The organism is Streptomyces sp. URMC 126 (assembly GCF_051386555.1).
In the GTDB taxonomy this organism is placed as follows: Bacteria; Actinomycetota; Actinomycetes; order Streptomycetales; family Streptomycetaceae; genus Streptomyces.
Map to the genome: position 1 here is coordinate 24,988 of NZ_JBPQTX010000026.1, position 14,989 is coordinate 39,976.

At 70.2% G+C, this 14,989-nt stretch carries 12 protein-coding genes and 2 tRNA genes; 8 read left to right on the forward strand and 6 right to left on the reverse strand.

Annotated elements, in window-relative coordinates; translation table 11 throughout:
* The first annotated feature begins 660 nt into the window (after positions 1-660).
* Positions 661-1,032 (forward strand): hypothetical protein, encoded by a 372-nt coding sequence (locus ACSNOK_RS05535; RefSeq protein ID WP_436779435.1) that lies wholly within the window; start codon positions 661-663, stop codon positions 1,030-1,032.
* Here ACSNOK_RS05535 and ACSNOK_RS05540 read toward each other — a convergent pair.
* The gene (locus tag ACSNOK_RS05540) at positions 950-2,161 is read right to left on the reverse strand and encodes an acyltransferase family protein (RefSeq protein ID WP_436779436.1); all 1,212 of its coding nucleotides are present in this window, start codon (positions 2,159-2,161) and stop codon (positions 950-952) included. The two genes, ACSNOK_RS05535 and ACSNOK_RS05540, sit on opposite strands and share 83 nt — an antisense overlap.
* A 281-nt stretch (positions 2,162-2,442) precedes the next feature.
* Here ACSNOK_RS05540 and ACSNOK_RS05545 point away from each other — a divergent pair, with 281 nt between their 5' ends.
* Positions 2,443-2,637, forward strand: coding sequence for a hypothetical protein (locus ACSNOK_RS05545; RefSeq protein ID WP_185944962.1), 195 nt, complete (start codon positions 2,443-2,445; stop codon positions 2,635-2,637).
* Between the two features lie 121 nt (positions 2,638-2,758).
* Here the strand turns inward: ACSNOK_RS05545 and ACSNOK_RS05550 are convergent.
* Positions 2,759-2,829 (reverse strand) — tRNA-Gly (locus ACSNOK_RS05550).
* Between the two features lie 256 nt (positions 2,830-3,085).
* Between ACSNOK_RS05550 and ACSNOK_RS05555 the strand changes: the two genes are divergently transcribed.
* The 5 genes from ACSNOK_RS05555 (at position 3,086) to clpX (ending at position 7,966) form a co-directional block, all read left to right on the forward strand.
* Positions 3,086-3,162, forward strand: a tRNA-Pro gene (locus tag ACSNOK_RS05555).
* Between the two features lie 142 nt (positions 3,163-3,304).
* Entirely contained in the window at positions 3,305-4,687 is a 1,383-nt protein-coding gene (gene tig / locus ACSNOK_RS05560) for a trigger factor (RefSeq protein WP_436779437.1), read from the forward strand.
* A 411-nt stretch (positions 4,688-5,098) separates the two neighbouring features.
* Positions 5,099-5,704, forward strand: coding sequence for an ATP-dependent Clp protease proteolytic subunit (locus tag ACSNOK_RS05565; RefSeq protein ID WP_051072744.1), 606 nt, complete (start codon positions 5,099-5,101; stop codon positions 5,702-5,704).
* A 95-nt stretch (positions 5,705-5,799) separates the two neighbouring features.
* Positions 5,800-6,489 carry an ATP-dependent Clp protease proteolytic subunit gene (locus ACSNOK_RS05570; protein WP_436779438.1) on the forward strand — a complete coding sequence of 230 codons (690 nt, stop codon included), beginning with the start codon at positions 5,800-5,802 and terminating at the stop codon, positions 6,487-6,489.
* 184 nt (positions 6,490-6,673) lie between these two features.
* Positions 6,674-7,966, forward strand: a complete 1,293-nt coding sequence (gene clpX, locus ACSNOK_RS05575; protein WP_185944964.1) for an ATP-dependent Clp protease ATP-binding subunit ClpX — start codon at positions 6,674-6,676, stop codon at positions 7,964-7,966.
* A 70-nt stretch (positions 7,967-8,036) separates the two neighbouring features.
* Here clpX and ACSNOK_RS05580 read toward each other — a convergent pair whose 3' ends face one another.
* The 4 genes from ACSNOK_RS05580 to ACSNOK_RS05595 form a co-directional block, all read right to left on the reverse strand.
* On the reverse strand, positions 8,037-8,873 hold the full coding sequence (locus ACSNOK_RS05580; RefSeq protein WP_436779439.1) for a hypothetical protein: 837 nt from the start codon (positions 8,871-8,873) through the stop codon (positions 8,037-8,039).
* A gap of 131 nt (positions 8,874-9,004) precedes the next feature.
* Positions 9,005-9,874 carry a hypothetical protein gene (locus ACSNOK_RS05585; RefSeq protein ID WP_436779440.1) on the reverse strand — a complete coding sequence of 290 codons (870 nt, stop codon included), beginning with the start codon at positions 9,872-9,874 and terminating at the stop codon, positions 9,005-9,007.
* Positions 9,871-10,887, reverse strand: a complete 1,017-nt coding sequence (locus tag ACSNOK_RS05590) for a hypothetical protein (protein WP_436779441.1) — start codon at positions 10,885-10,887, stop codon at positions 9,871-9,873. Before ACSNOK_RS05590 ends, ACSNOK_RS05585 begins: the two co-directional genes overlap by 4 nt.
* 37 nt (positions 10,888-10,924) lie before the next feature.
* Complete coding sequence (locus tag ACSNOK_RS05595) at positions 10,925-11,725, reverse strand: hypothetical protein (RefSeq protein WP_436779442.1); 801 nt, start codon at positions 11,723-11,725, stop codon at positions 10,925-10,927.
* Between the two features lie 554 nt (positions 11,726-12,279).
* Between ACSNOK_RS05595 and ACSNOK_RS05600 the strand changes: the two genes are divergently transcribed.
* A complete protein-coding gene (locus ACSNOK_RS05600) occupies positions 12,280-14,901 on the forward strand; it encodes a valine--tRNA ligase (protein ID WP_436779443.1) in 2,622 nt (873 codons plus the stop codon).
* Positions 14,902-14,989: the final 88 nt, after the last annotated feature.

A 14,989-nucleotide genomic window follows, 5' to 3' on the forward strand; every position in this document is an offset into this window, starting at 1 on the left:
CGTTACGCCTCCGCGTCGCCTTGGCGCCGCGCCTTTACGCCATTGCGATTTCCGGGCGCGCGTTGATAGACATGTCCGTCGTCGAACGCCCGGCACGGCGGCGGAACGGATGTGCGCGCCCCGCCGATCGGAGCCGCCGGCATTTCCGCCGTACGCGGCACCACCGTGTCCGCGCCACGTTCTCGGGTTCCCGGCCGACCGCACCCGACGCCTTCACTCTTTCCCACGGGGGGAATCGGCATGACCACGCCTCAGCCGCCGCAACAGCCGCAGGCACCTTACGGATATCCGCAGCAGCCGCAGGGCGCCGCGCCGCCGCCGCAGCCGAACCCGTACGCCCAGCAGCCCGGCCCGTACCAGGCCCCGCCCGCCGCGCCGCAGGGCAACCCGTACGGCGCCCCGCAGGGGAACCCCTACGGGACGGCCCCGCAGGGCAGCCCGTACGGGACCGCTCCGCAGGGCAGCCCCTACGGAGCCGCCCCCCAGGGAGCCCCCTACGGGACGGCTCCGCAGGCCAACCCCTACGGGGCCGTCACCCCCCAAGGGCACCCCTACGGAGGCGCCCCGCAAGGGGATCCGTACGGAGCCGCCGGCCCCTACGCCGCGGCACCGCAGCAGGCACCGCAGCCGGCGACGCCGGGCGCGCACGGCAGCTGCCAGGTGTGCGGCGGGTTCCCGGCCGCCCAGGTGACCATCCGCCGCCACCAGGGCCTCGTCATCATGATGCGGTTCTTCTCGCAGAAGGGGCGGTTCTGCCGCACCTGCGGCACCGCGCTGCTGCGCGACATGACCGCCAAGACCTGCTGGCAGTGGTGGAGCCCGTTCTCCCTGATCGTCTTCACGCCGCTGACGCTGCTCTGGAACCTGTTCGTACACACCAGGCTCAGGAAGCTCCCGCCGCCCGCGCCCGGCGCCCACGGGCCGCAGCCGGACCCCGGCGCGCCGCTGTTCAGCCGCCCGCAGGTGATCGGTCTGCTGGGACCGGTGGGCTGGTACGCGGTACTGCTGCTGTCGCTGACACTGGCCCGCTAGCGGCGCCCGCGAGAACGTCCCCGGCCGCGGGCCGCGCCGCTCCGGTGGGCCGGGGCGGCAGGCGGAAGGCCCAGTCCATCCGCGGTTCGATCACCGGACGGAACACCCGCCGCACCGGCGCCGAGCACAACACCGTGGCCAGGGCGACGGCGAGGACCGACACCAGGACCTCGCCCGCCGGCCGGCGGATCCAGTCGTACTCGTCGTACCACTCCCACCACCGGGACAGCTTGATCACAAAGCCGTGCAGCAGGAAGCCGTACATCGTCCCGGTGCCCAGCGTCGTGAACCACGTCCGCCGGCGCGGCACCCAGGCCAGGAACCCCGCCGTCAGCGCGGCGGCGCACAGGAAGAGCGCGAACGTCATCACGGGCGCCGTCCAGGCGGGCTCGCCCAGGTCCCGGACGGTGGCGTTGCGGTAGAACCAGCCGCTGTCCAGCCGCGGGGCCAGCAGATACGCCGTGGCCACCGCGCAGGCGAACAGCGGCACCGCCGCGATCCGCACCCAGCGCCGCCGCACCAGCTCGAAGTGGGCGGGCTTCAGGTTCAGGCCGATCACGAAGAACGGCAGGAACTGCATGACGCGCATCACATCGAACTCGCTGCCCACCTCGGGGGCCAGCATCGCCATGATCGCGACGGCGAAGGAGAGCGGAACCGGCCACCGCACGGTCCGCCAGATCGGCGTCGTCAGCCGCCACAGGAAGAGCGCGGCCAGGAACCAGTTCAGGTACCAGGGCTCCAGCAGCGTGAACGGCTCCGGATCGGCGCCGTCCTCGGCCAGGTGCTGGAACTCCACATAGACGAGCTGGAAGATCAGGTACGGCACCAGGACGCTGGTGATCAGCCGCTTGACCTTGGGCGGGCTCAGGTCGAAGCCCCGCGAGAAGTAGCCGGAGATCAGGATGAACGCCGGCATGTGGAACGTGTAGACGGTGAGGTACAGCGCCGTCGCGGCGCGGCCGCCGTGGGTGAGCGGTTCCCAGGCGTGGCCGAGCACGACGAGCACGAGGGCCAGGTACTTCGCGTTGTCGAAGAACGGGTCGCGCGATACGGCGGCGGAACCGGCCTGGGACGGGCCGGGAGCGGGGGCCGCGGTACGCGCCGGGGACGTGGCGGTGCGGGACATTCGACGCACCCTAGCGGGATCCGGCAAAGCGGTGGCAATGCTTCCGGGTGACCGCCGGGCCGCCGCCGCGCGACCGCCGGACGGCGGCCCCGGGGACCACACCCTCCGGAGACCGGCCACCGAGGCCGGAAAACGCCCCGTGACGGAGTCGGTCAAATCGTCGATGAATCGTCACACCACCTCCGAGCGGGGCGAGTTGATGGCACGATGGTGCGGTGGAGCCCGACGAGGTGGTGCTCCGGGGACCGGGCCAGGTTCTTCGACCGAGGGTGTGATCAGTTGTGGCCATATCGGTGTCTGCGGTGCTGCTCTTGGCGATCATCCTGGTGATGATGATCCGCGGCGGGAAGATCAAGGCCGGCGCGGCCACCGTCGCCGCCCTCTTCGGCTTCTTCCTGGCATCGTCGGGCATGGCCCCGTCGATCCACCGGTTCCTCAACTCGCTCGCCCAGACGATCAGCAACATCAAACTCTGAGCCGTCGCCCTCCGGGGCCGCGCCGAAGGCGGCCCCGGAGAACCCCTAGGTGATCCCTGGGAACCCCTAGGGGAGCGGAACACGAGAAACGCCCCCGGCCGGTGGCCGGGGGCGTCGTCCGAGCGGGCGACGGGAATCGAACCCGCGTAGCCAGTTTGGAAGACTGGGGCTCTACCATTGAGCTACGCCCGCGCGCGCCGCTTCCACCCCTGCGGGTGCGCGGCACTGACGTGCATCGTAGCGGGTCCCGGCCCTCCGTCGCACACCCCGGTGCCGCTTCCGATCCCGGGCCCGCCGGCGCCCGCCCCTCCGGCCCGTCCGCCACGTTTGCCCCGCGGGCATCTCCCGTGGTCATCCCGGTGCTCGCCGCCGCGTACGCCTCCGTGTCAACCCGCGGTCAAAGGTCGGCCGGGGCTCCCGCGGGCATGTACCCTACGTGTCGCACCGACGGGGTGTGGCGCAGCTTGGTAGCGCGTCCGCTTTGGGAGCGGAAGGTCGTCGGTTCGAATCCGGCCACCCCGACCAGCAAGATCACCTTGTGGGGCTCATCCTGCGTGCGGTTACTATGCAGGTTGCGCGTCTGTGTCTCTACTACCGGGCGCGATCCGCTGAAGCTCAGCAGAACCTCAGCAGAAAAACCCGAAGTCAGCCCCAAGGAGACCGAACCGTGAAGAGCGCCGTGGAGACCCTGAACCCGACCCGGGTTCGGCTCACTGTCGAGGTGCCCTTCGAGGAGCTCAAGCCCAGCCTCGACGCGGCGTACAAGAAGATCAACCAGCAGGTCTCGGTGCCTGGCTTCCGGAAGGGCAAGATCCCTGCCCGGGTCATCGACCAGCGCTTCGGCCGCGGTGCGGTGCTGGAGGAGGCCGTCAACGACGCGCTCCCGAAGTTCTACACCGAGGCCGTCAACGAGGGTGAGCTGAACCCGCTGGGTCAGCCCGAGGTGGACATCACGGAGCTGAAGGACGGCGAGCTGCTGACCTTCACCGCCGAGGTCGACATCCGTCCCGCCCTGGAGATCCCGGACTACTCCGGCATCGAGGTCACCGTCGACGCCGTCGAGGTCACCGACGAGGACGTGGAGAAGTCGGTCGAGCAGCTCCGCGAGCGCTTTGCCACCACCTCCCCGGTCGAGCGCGCCGCCGCCGAGGGCGACATCGTCACCCTCGACCTGGAGGCCAAGGTCGACGGCGAGGTGCTGGAGGACGGCGTCGCCAAGGGCGTCGACTACACCATCGGCTCCGGCCAGCTGCTCGACGGCATCGACGAGGCCGTCACCGGCCTGGAGGCCGGCGGCACCGCCACCTTCACCTCCGAGCTCAAGGGCGGCAGCGCCGAGGGCAAGGAGGCCGAGGTCAAGGTCGAGGTCACCGCGGTGAAGTCCCGCGAACTGCCCGCCCTGGACGACGAGTTCGCCCAGCTCGCGAGCGAGTTCGACACGCTGGAGGAGCTCAAGGCGGACAGCCGTGAGCGCCTGGCCCGGATGAAGAAGTTCGACCAGGCCACCCAGGCCCAGGAGAAGGTGCTCGACGAGCTCCTGAAGCTGGTCGAGGTTCCGATGCCGGAGAAGCTCCTCGAGGACGAGGTCAACACCCGGAAGCACAACCTGGAGCACCACCAGCTGGGCCAGATGGGCCTCACCCTGGCGAAGTACCTGGAGATCCAGGGCAAGACCGCCGAGGAGTTCGACGCCGAGCTCAAGGAGCAGGCCGAGAAGGGCATCCGCACCCAGTTCGTCCTCGACGAGATCGTCAACAAGGAGAAGCTGTCGGTCGGCCAGGACGAGCTCACCGAGCACCTGATGCGCCGTGCCCAGTCCTCCGGCATGAGCCCCGACCAGTTCGCCCAGGCCGTCGTCGAGCAGGGCCAGGTCCCGATGCTCGTCGGTGAGGTCGCCCGCGGCAAGGCGCTCGCGACCGTCGTCGAGGCCGCCACGGTCAAGGACACCAACGGCGAGGTCGTCGACCTGGAGGACGAGGAGGAGACCGAGACCGCCGAGACGGTCGAGGCCGCCGCCTCCGAGGACGCCGAGGCGAAGAACGAGGGCTGAGCCCCCGGAACGCCCACCGGCCGCGCCCCGCGGTCACCGTGCCCCCGGGCGCGGTGACCGCGGGGACGGCCTTCGGGACGGGCCCGGACACGACCCCGCCGCGGGCCGTGTCCGGGCCCGTCCCGGCTTCGGCGCCGGTCGGGTGCCGGCGCAGCGCGTGCGGGAGCGCCCCGGGCGCCGTCGGTGGCGGCCCAGCGGGGCCGGACCGGACGGAACCTGCGCTCAGAGCGAACAGTTCCTCATGCGGGATGGCGCCCGCCGACCAGCGCGTTAGGGTCCGTAGATACGAGGGCAGGGGAGACGTTGAGCGCGCCGGACCGTACCGGCCCCAAGGCCCCCCGGCCCCGAGTGAAGACGCGGAGACGGCCCGTTGCCGTCAGAGACGAGCAGGTGGATCACGTGACGAATCTGATGCCTTCCGCCGCCGGCGGACCTTCCATCGGTGGTGGCCTCGGCGACCAGGTCTACAGTCGACTGCTCGACGAGCGGATCATCTTCCTGGGCCAGCAGGTCGACGACGACATCGCCAACAAGATCACGGCTCAGCTGCTGCTCCTTGCCGCCGACCCCGACAAGGACATCTACCTCTACATCAACAGCCCCGGCGGCTCGGTGACGGCCGGCATGGCGGTCTACGACACCATGCAGTACATCCCGAACGACGTGGTCACCATCGGCATGGGCCTCGCGGCCTCGATGGGCCAGTTCCTGCTGACCGGTGGCACCCCGGGCAAGCGCTTCGCGCTGCCCAACACCGACATCCTGATGCACCAGGGTTCCGCGGGCCTCGGCGGTACCGCCTCGGACATCAAGATCCAGGCCGAGCAGCTGCTCCGCACCAAGAAGCGCATGGCGGAGATCACCGCGCACCACACCGGCCAGACGGTGGAGACGATCATCCGCGACGGCGACCGCGACCGCTGGTTCAGCGCGGAGGAGGCGAAGGCGTACGGGATCATCGACGAGATCATCACCCACGCCTCCGGCGTTCCGGGCGGCGGCGGCACCGGGGCCTGAGCCCCGGGAACCCGGGGTCCGATCCCCGGGAGTCCGGGGGTGATCCCCGGGAGTACCGCCCGACCGTCGAATCCCAGCCAACGACCGCCATCAGGATGGTGAACACCCGCATGAACAACTTCCCCGGCAGCGGCCTCCACACGGGCCCGCAGGCGCAGTTCTCCGGCCTGCCCGCCGAGAGTCGTTACGTCGTCCCCCGCTTCGTCGAGCGCACCTCCCAGGGCGTGCGCGAGTACGACCCGTACGCGAAGCTCTTCGAGGAGCGCGTGATCTTCCTCGGCGTGCAGATCGACGACGCCTCCGCCAACGACGTGATGGCGCAGCTGCTGTGCCTGGAGTCGATGGACCCCGACCGGGACATCTCGATCTACATCAACTCGCCCGGCGGCTCGTTCACCGCGCTGACCGCCATCTACGACACGATGCAGTTCGTGAAGCCGGACATCCAGACGGTCTGCATGGGCCAGGCCGCCTCCGCCGCGGCGATCCTGCTCGCGGCCGGCACTCCGGGCAAGCGCATGGCGCTGCCCAACGCCCGTGTCCTGATCCACCAGCCGTCCAGCCAGACGGGCCGTGAGCAGCTCTCCGACCTGGAGATCGCGGCGAACGAGATCATGCGGATGCGGACGCAGCTGGAGGAGATGCTGGCCAAGCACTCCACCACGCCGATCGAGAAGATCCGCGACGACATCGAGCGCGACAAGATCCTCACGGCCGAGGACGCGCTGGCGTACGGTCTCGTCGACCAGATCGTCTCGACGCGCAAGTCGTCCGTCGCGGTCTGACGCGACAGCCCGGAAAGCGGTCCGCGACAGTGTCCCGGACCTCCCGGGCACTGTGCCGCCGGTACCCCCCTTGGCCGAGTAGGTGCGAGGGGGGCCCGCACGGGGGGCCCGGCAAGGTACCGTCGATAGGCAAGCACTCGGGTTCGCAGAGCAAGGCGGATCCCAGGCGAAGGGGAAGCACCTCGTGGCACGCATCGGTGACGGCGGCGACCTGCTCAAGTGCTCGTTCTGCGGGAAGAGCCAGAAGCAGGTGAAGAAGCTCATCGCGGGTCCTGGTGTGTACATCTGCGACGAGTGCATCGACCTCTGCAACGAGATCATCGAGGAAGAGCTCGCGGAGACCTCCGAGGTGCGCTGGGAGGAACTGCCCAAGCCCCGGGAGATCTACGAGTTCCTCGAGGGCTACGTCGTCGGCCAGGAGGCCGCGAAGAAGGCCCTCTCGGTGGCCGTCTACAACCACTACAAGCGCGTTCAGGCCGGCGAGGCCGGCGGGCGCGACCGTGACGACGCCATCGAGCTGTCCAAGTCCAACATCCTGCTGCTCGGCCCGACCGGGTCCGGCAAGACGCTGCTGGCGCAGACGCTCGCCCGCATGCTGAACGTCCCGTTCGCCATCGCGGACGCCACGGCGCTGACCGAGGCGGGCTACGTCGGCGAGGACGTCGAGAACATCCTGCTGAAGCTGATCCAGGCCGCCGACTACGACGTCAAGAAGGCCGAGACCGGCATCATCTACATCGACGAGATCGACAAGGTCGCCCGAAAGAGCGAAAATCCGTCGATCACTCGGGACGTCTCCGGCGAGGGCGTGCAGCAGGCCCTGCTGAAGATCCTGGAGGGCACCACGGCCTCGGTGCCCCCGCAGGGCGGCCGCAAGCACCCGCACCAGGAGTTCATCCAGATCGACACGACGAACGTGCTGTTCATCGTGGGTGGCGCGTTCTCCGGCCTGGAGAAGATCATCGAGTCCCGGGCGGGCGCCAAGGGCATCGGCTTCGGCGCGACGATCCGCTCCAAGCGCGAGATCGAGGCGAGCGACCAGTTCCAGGAGGTCATGCCGGAGGACCTGGTCAAGTTCGGCATGATCCCGGAGTTCATCGGCCGGCTGCCGGTGATCACCAGCGTCCACAACCTGGACCGCGCGGCCCTGCTGAAGATCCTCGTCGAGCCGCGCAACGCGCTGGTCAAGCAGTACCAGCGCCTCTTCGAACTCGACGGCGTGGAGCTGGACTTCGACCGCCCGGCGCTGGAGGCCATCGCCGACCAGGCGATCCTGCGCGGCACCGGCGCGCGCGGCCTGCGGGCCATCATGGAGGAGGTCCTCCAGTCGGTGATGTACGAGGTGCCGTCCCGGAAGGACGTCGCCCGGGTCGTCATCACGGCGGACGTCGTGCAGTCGAACGTCAACCCCACCCTGGTGCCGCGGACTCGGGGCAACGAGCCGGGCTCGGGGGAGCGGCACGAGAAGAGCGCGTAGCGCTCGGGTTTTCCGCGGGCGCCCGGCCGCCGGTTTCCGAACCGGCGGCCGGGCGCCTCGGCGTATGCCGTCAGAGGGCCCGGTGCAGGGAGGCGGCCAGGGCGTCGACGAACGCGTCGCGGGCGGCCGGCGGCAGCGAGTCCAGGGAGAGGTACGGGTTGAGGTCCTCCAGCTCGACGAGGAGCAGCCCGCCCTCGGGCGTACGGCAGGCGTCGACGCGCTGGATGCCGTGGTCGGCGCCGTTCCACTCGACGAAGCGGCGCGCGAACGCGAGGTCGGCGTCGGTGGGCTCGTAGGGCTCCAGGGCCCAGCGGCGGGCCGGGTCGGGGGCGTACAGCGCGTACTGGAAGGCGTCGTCGACGAAGTAGAACGACACCTCGTACGCGAAGCGGATGCGCGGCTGGACGAGGACCTCGCCGTCCGCGATGCCCGCCAGCCGCTCGCGGGGCAGGAACTCCAGGCCGATCGAGTCGGCGCCCTGCTTGGGCTTCACCACGTACTCGTCGACGGCCGGCAGGCGGTCGAGGTCCGCGAGGCGGTCGACGGTCGGTATGACGGGGTAGCCGGCGGCGGTGAGGTCGAGCAGGTACCGCTTGCCGGCCATGTCGGCCTTGCCTGTCAGCCGGTTGTACACGCGGGTGCCGCGGCGGACGGCCTCGGCGCGGAAGTGGTCGTACTCGGCCTGGTAGTTGAGGACGGGGCCGCTGTTGCGGACGACGACGAGGTCGAAGGCGTCCATCAGGGCGACGGCGTCCAGCGGGTGGCAGAGCGCGATGTCGAACCGCTCGCGGAGCCGCGAGGCGAGGAAGACGTCCTCGTCGCAGTACCGGCGTCCCTTGGCCTCGTAGGCGAGGTCGGTGACGTAGAGGACGCGGGGCCGTGGGGACGGCGGGGCCGTGACCGGCATGGAGGCTCCTTGCAGTGCTGGTGGATCACCGGTCACGCTATCGGCGCCCTCATCGCCGCCGGAGGCCGGGCCGCGTCTGCCGGCGGGCGTCCCGCCCGGCCTCCTCCCGCTCGGTTCTCGCGGGCGACGCGTCAGTTCTCGCGGGCGACGCGTACCTCGTGGCGGAGCCGGACCGCGGTCTCGGCGCACCGGTCCAGATCGCCGGAGTCGCCGGACAGGACGGAGGCCCTGTCCGCCACCATCACCAAGGCCACCGTGCTGTGGTCGGCCCAGGCGCAGAACGGCATGTCGGCGGACTTGCCGGGGGCGCTGAACCGCATGGCCTGGCACTTCATCACGGCGTCGCCGAGACCGGCCGGCCGCATCTTTCGCGGGGTCCCCACGTAACGGGGGGCATCGTCGTCGCCGGACTTCCGGCGGTCCTTTCCGACCAGCCGGAACAGGCGGTCAACGGTGGCCTCGGGATCGTCGATCCGGCCCCAGACGCCGTGGTACGAGAGGCGTTTGCGGTTGGTGCCGGCAGCGGCCTCGTACTCGCCTCCCGCGGAGCGGGCGTCCCGGATGCCCAGGGCCGCGTTCTCCTTCGCGTCCATCGCGGCGTTCCCGCCGTCGGCATCGTTCCTCGTGAACTCGCCGAGGACGGTGGTGGGCGTGAGGAGCCGGTAGCGCCGGCCGTCCTCGTCTCCCGGGCCGCCCGAGCCGCCCGAGCCGCCGGATCCGCCCCGGAAGAGGAAGAAGCCGCCGGAGAGGGCGCCTATCAGGGCGACCAGGCCGACGGCGACACCGATGACCTTGCCCTTGCCCGAGCGGCGCGGGGGAGGGGGAGGGGGAAGGTGAGGGAGAGGCGGAGGGCAGAAGGGCGGGTAGGGCGCCTGGCCGGGTGCCTGGCCGGGGACTTGCCCGGGCGCTACGGGCGCTATGGGCAGGCCGGAGGGGCCGCCGCCGTGCGCGGGGTGAGGTGACTGCGAGGGCGGCGGCCCGTAGGGGTCCGGTCGCGTCATCGGTCCACCTCGACACGGACGGCGTCGCGGAACCGGACGGTCTGCTCGGCGGCCTGCTGCAAGGGCGTGCCACTGCCCATCGCGGACGCCAGGTCCACGCGCATGACGACGGCGGTGGTGCTGTGGTCGGCCCAGGCGCAGAGGGGCGCCCTGAAGTCGGCGGGGGCTCCGCCGGAGCCGCCGGCGGTCTTCACGTACTGGCACTTCATCACGGCGTTCCCCAGCCCCGGCGGGGTGACCTTCTGCGGGCTGCCCTCCAGCTCGCCCTTGCCGTCCTTGCCGCCCTTGTCCTCCTTCTCCAAGGACCGGCCCATGAGGACGAACAGCCGGTCGAGAGTCTTCTCCGGGTTCTTGATCTTCCCGTAGACGCCGCCGAAGAAGATGTACTTCTGGGTCAAGCCCGTGCCGGCCTCGTAGCCGGCGCCCGCCTTCTCGGCGTCGGCGACGCCCAACTCGGCGGCGTTCTCTCTGCCGTTGGGCCCGAAACCCTTGTCGGTCTCGGCGGGGTCCTTCGTGAAGTCCCCGAGCACGGTGTCCGGCGCCGTCAGCTTGTACCGCTTCCCGTCGTCGGGTACGGAACCGCCGCCGCCACCCCTGCCGAAGACCGCGTAACCCCCGGCGAGGAGGGCCCCGACGACGGCCAGCGCGCCGACGGTGATGCCGATCGCCTTGCCCTTGCCGGAGCGCTGCGGGGGTATGGGCGGCGGGTACGGGCCGGGCATGCCGGGCTGCTGCCCGTAGGGCCCGTACTGCCCGTAGGGGCCGGGCTGCTGCGGCGGGACGCCGTACGGGCCCGGCTGCTGCCCGTAGGGGTTCGGCGGCTGCTGGGGCGGTTGCCCGTACGGGCCGGCCGGGGGCTGCTGCGGCTGCTGCCCGTAGGGGTTCGGCTGCTGCTGAGGCGGTTGGCCCGGAGGGTAGCCGTAGCCCGGCTGCCCGCCTGGCGCCCCGGCGCCCTGCCCGTAGGGGCCGGGCGGGGTCGGCTGACCGTACGGGTTCGGCTGGTCTGAGCTCATGTCTTTCCCTTCGGGGCCGGTCGCCTCATGGCGCTTGCTACTTGTCCTTGCGGACCTCGTTGCGGATCTTGGCGGTGGCCTCGGCCAGTTCCTTGGCGGGCATCACCGTGCCGGTGGCGTTGGTCGTCGCGAGCGGCGAACTGCTCGTGGAGACACTGTGCTGCACGACACCCACGGCGCTCGAGTCGCCCCAGACGCACGTGCTCGTGTTGTTCTCACTGGAAACGGTGCTCATGGTGACGACCACCTTCTGCAGTCGGCACTTCATGACCTTGCCGTCGAAACCGCTCGGGCTGAACTCGGTCCACGGCGTCACCGTTTCCACCTTCGCCTGCCGGGCGAGGGGGCTCTCCTGGTTCTTCTTCTGCTTCTCCTCCATGTCCGCGATCACCGCGCCGACCGACCGGTCGGGGTCGGCGAGATCGCCGTAAACGGCGACGACGGGGAGTTTGTGCTTTTCGGGGTTCTCGTACATCGCCCGGACCCCCTTACCGTTCTCGATGCCATGCTTCTTGGTCTCGTCGTCGCCGGACAGGTCCTCGGACTTCTCCGCGGTCGGCGTCGTGCTCTTGGTGAACTTGCCGTCCAGCAGCTTCTCCGGCAGGACGACCGTGTACGGCTTCACGTCGTCGCCGTCGCTGCCGCCGCCGAGGAGCATGTAGCCGCCGCCGGCGAGTGCGCCGATCACCAGGACGATGCCGAGGACGATGGCGATCGTCTTGCCCTTGCCGCCGCCCTGCGGGGGGATCGGCGGCGGGTACGGGCCGGGCATGCCCGGCTGCTGGCCGTAGGGGGCCTGGGGCTGCTGGCCGTAGGGGCCCGGCTGGTTGAAGCTCATGGTGTGTGGGAGTTCTCTCTTGGGGTGTGGGGGGGACGAAGGCGGAGTTCGCGCCATCTTTTCCGATGCCTTATCCCGGCCTTACCTCGGGTTGGCAACGGTTTCGGCACAGCCGTCCGGGAGAGTGGGGCCCGCCGGGGTACAGGGGGACGGACGCTCGGATCCGGGCAACCGGATGTGCGTCATCGCCTTCTCCCCCCCCGTCGAGGCCGCTCCCCGCGGCCGCGCTTTCTCACTGCGCGCTTCGCTTCGCACCTTAGCCGTCGGCTCGGACGGCTCCTCGGGCGCCATCGCCTCGCCGCCGGTGGCGCCCCGGGATGCCGAGGACGGTATGGATGGCATGGACGGCGGGGTGGGTTTTTTGGGAGGGGCGTGTTTGTCGGGTGCGGTGCTCCGCGTGGGTTTTGCCCGGGGGCGGCAGGTCTCTTGTGGCGCGTGGGGTGGGTGCGGCACTTGTGTCCGTTTGCCCTTACACCTCTCAGGGTGCGATTCCGGGTCGGGTCAGGGGTAAACGGGTTCGTGGCGGGCCGCCTCGGCCCCGTAGAATTTCCCCCGTGACCGAGAACACTCAGCAGCAACACGACAGCGTCCCCGAACTGCCGACCCAGTACGCGCCGGCCGAAGTAGAGGGGCCGCTGTACGAGCGCTGGGTAGAGCGGGGCTACTTCACGGCCGACGCCGCGAGCGACAAGAAGCCGTACACGATCGTCATCCCCCCGCCCAACGTCACCGGCTCGCTCCACCTGGGCCACGCCTTCCAGCACACGCTGATGGACGCCCTGACCCGCCGCAAGCGGATGCAGGGCTTCGAGGCACTGTGGCTGCCGGGCATGGACCACGCCGGCATCGCCACGCAGAACAAGGTCGAGCAGCAGCTCGCCGAGGAGGGCAAGTCCCGCCACGACCTCGGCCGGGAGGCGTTCGTCGACCGCGTCTGGCAGTGGAAGGAGGAGTACGGCGGGAAGATCCTCGGCCAGATGCGTCGGCTCGGCGACGGCGTCGACTGGTCGCGCGAGCGCTTCACCATGGACGAGGGCCTGTCCAAGGCCGTCCAGACGATCTTCAAAAAGCTCTACGACGACGAGCTGATCTACCGCGCCGAGCGCATCATCAACTGGTGCCCCCGCTGCCTCACGGCCATCTCGGACATCGAGGTGGAGTACCAGGAGGACGCCGGCGAGCTCGTCTCCATCCGGTACGGCGAGGGTGAGGACTCGCTGGTCGTCGCCACCACGCGTGCCGAGACGATGCTGGGCGACACGGCCGTCGCCGTTCACCCGGACGACGAGCGCTACGCGCACCTCGTCGGCAAGCAGATCAAGCTGCCGCTGACGGACCGCACGATCCCCGTCGTCGCCGACACGCACGTCGACCCGGAGTTCGGCACCGGCGCCGTCAAGGTGACCCCGGCACACGACCCCAACGACTTCGCCATCGGCCGGCGCCACGACCTGCCGTCGATGACGGTCATGGACGAGCACGGCGTCATCACCGTGCACGGCCCGTTCCTCGGCCTGGACCGCTTCGAGGCGCGGTCGGCGATCGTCGCCGCGCTGCGCGAGCAGGGCCGGATCGTCGCCGAGAAGCGCCCGTACGTCCACTCCGTCGGGCACTGCTCGCGCTGCCACACGACCGTCGAGCCGCGCCTGTCGATGCAGTGGTGGGTCAAGGTCGGCCCGCTGGCCCAGGCCGCCGGTGACGCCGTCCGTGACGGCCGGGTGAAGATCCACCCGGAGGACATGTCGAAGCGCTACTTCGACTGGGTCGACAACATGCACGACTGGTGCATCTCGCGCCAGCTGTGGTGGGGCCACCGCATCCCGGTCTGGTACGGCCCCGAGGGCCAGGTCGTCTGCGTCGGCCCGGACGAGGAGCCGCCGTCCGGCGAGGGCTGGCACCAGGACTCCGACGTCCTCGACACCTGGTTCTCCTCCGGCCTGTGGCCGTTCTCCACGCTCGGCTGGCCGGAGAAGACGCCGGACCTGGAGAAGTTCTACGCCACCGATGTCCTGCTCACCGGCCACGACATCATCTTCTTCTGGGTCGCCCGGATGATGATGTTCGGCCTCTACGCGATGGACGGCGTCGCCCCGTTCCACACCATCGCCCTCACGGGTCTGGTGCGCGACGAGCGCGGCAAGAAGATGTCCAAGTCCTTCGGCAACGTCGTCGACCCGCTGGACTGGATGGACCGGTACGGCTCCGACGCCGTCCGGTTCACCCTGGCCAAGGGCGCCAACCCCGGTACGGACGTGCCGATCGGCGAGGACTGGGTCCAGGCGTCCCGAAACTTCGCCAACAAGATCTGGAACGCCACGCGGTTCGCCCTGATGAACGGCGCGACCGTGGAGGGCGAACTCCCGGCGGCCGAGAAGCTGTCGGCCACCGACCGGTGGATCCTGTCGCGTCTCAACGCGACCGTCGCCGAGGTGGACGCGTACTACGAGGACTACCAGTTCTCCAAGGTGTCCGACGCCCTCTACCACTTCGCGTGGGACGAGGTCTTCGACTGGTACGTCGAGCTGTCCAAGACCACGTTCATGGGCGGCGGCGAGCAGGCGAAGGTCTCGGCGCGCGTCCTCGGCGAGGTCCTGGACGTCACCCTCAAGCTGCTGCACCCGATCGTCCCCTTCGTCACCGAGGCGCTGTGGACGACCCTCACCGGCAAGGAGTCGCTGGTCGTCGCCGACTGGCCGACCGACAGCGGGTTCCGTGACGCGGCGGCCGAGGCGGAGATCGAGAACCTCCAGCAGGTGATCACCGAGGTCCGGCGGTTCCGCGCGGACCAGGGTCTCCAGCCCGGGCAGCGGGTGCCGGCGCGGCTCGGCCTGGACGGTACGCCGCTCGCCGCGCACGAGGGTGCGATCCGGCAGTTGCTGCGGCTCCAGCCGGCCGAGGACGGCTTCCAGCCGACCGCGAACCTCACCATCGGTGGTGCGACGGTCTCCCTGGACCTGTCCGGGACGATCGACGTCGAGGCGGAGCGGAAGCGGCTGACGAAGGCGCTGGCGGCTGCCGAGAAGGAGAAGGCGGCGGCTACAGCGAAGCTGGGGAACGAGGCGTTTCTGGCGAAGGCGGCGGAGGTCGCTGTCGAGAAGATTCGCACTCGCCTTGCGAAGGCGGAGGCCGACATCGAGCGGATCAAGGCTCAGATCGACGGGCTGCCGGGCGCGTAGGCGTTCGGGGTCGCTCCGGCCCGGGGCGGGATGGGGGTTGCCCCTGTCCCGCCCCTTCCCGTTTCTTGGGGGGGCTGCGCCCCCGCAC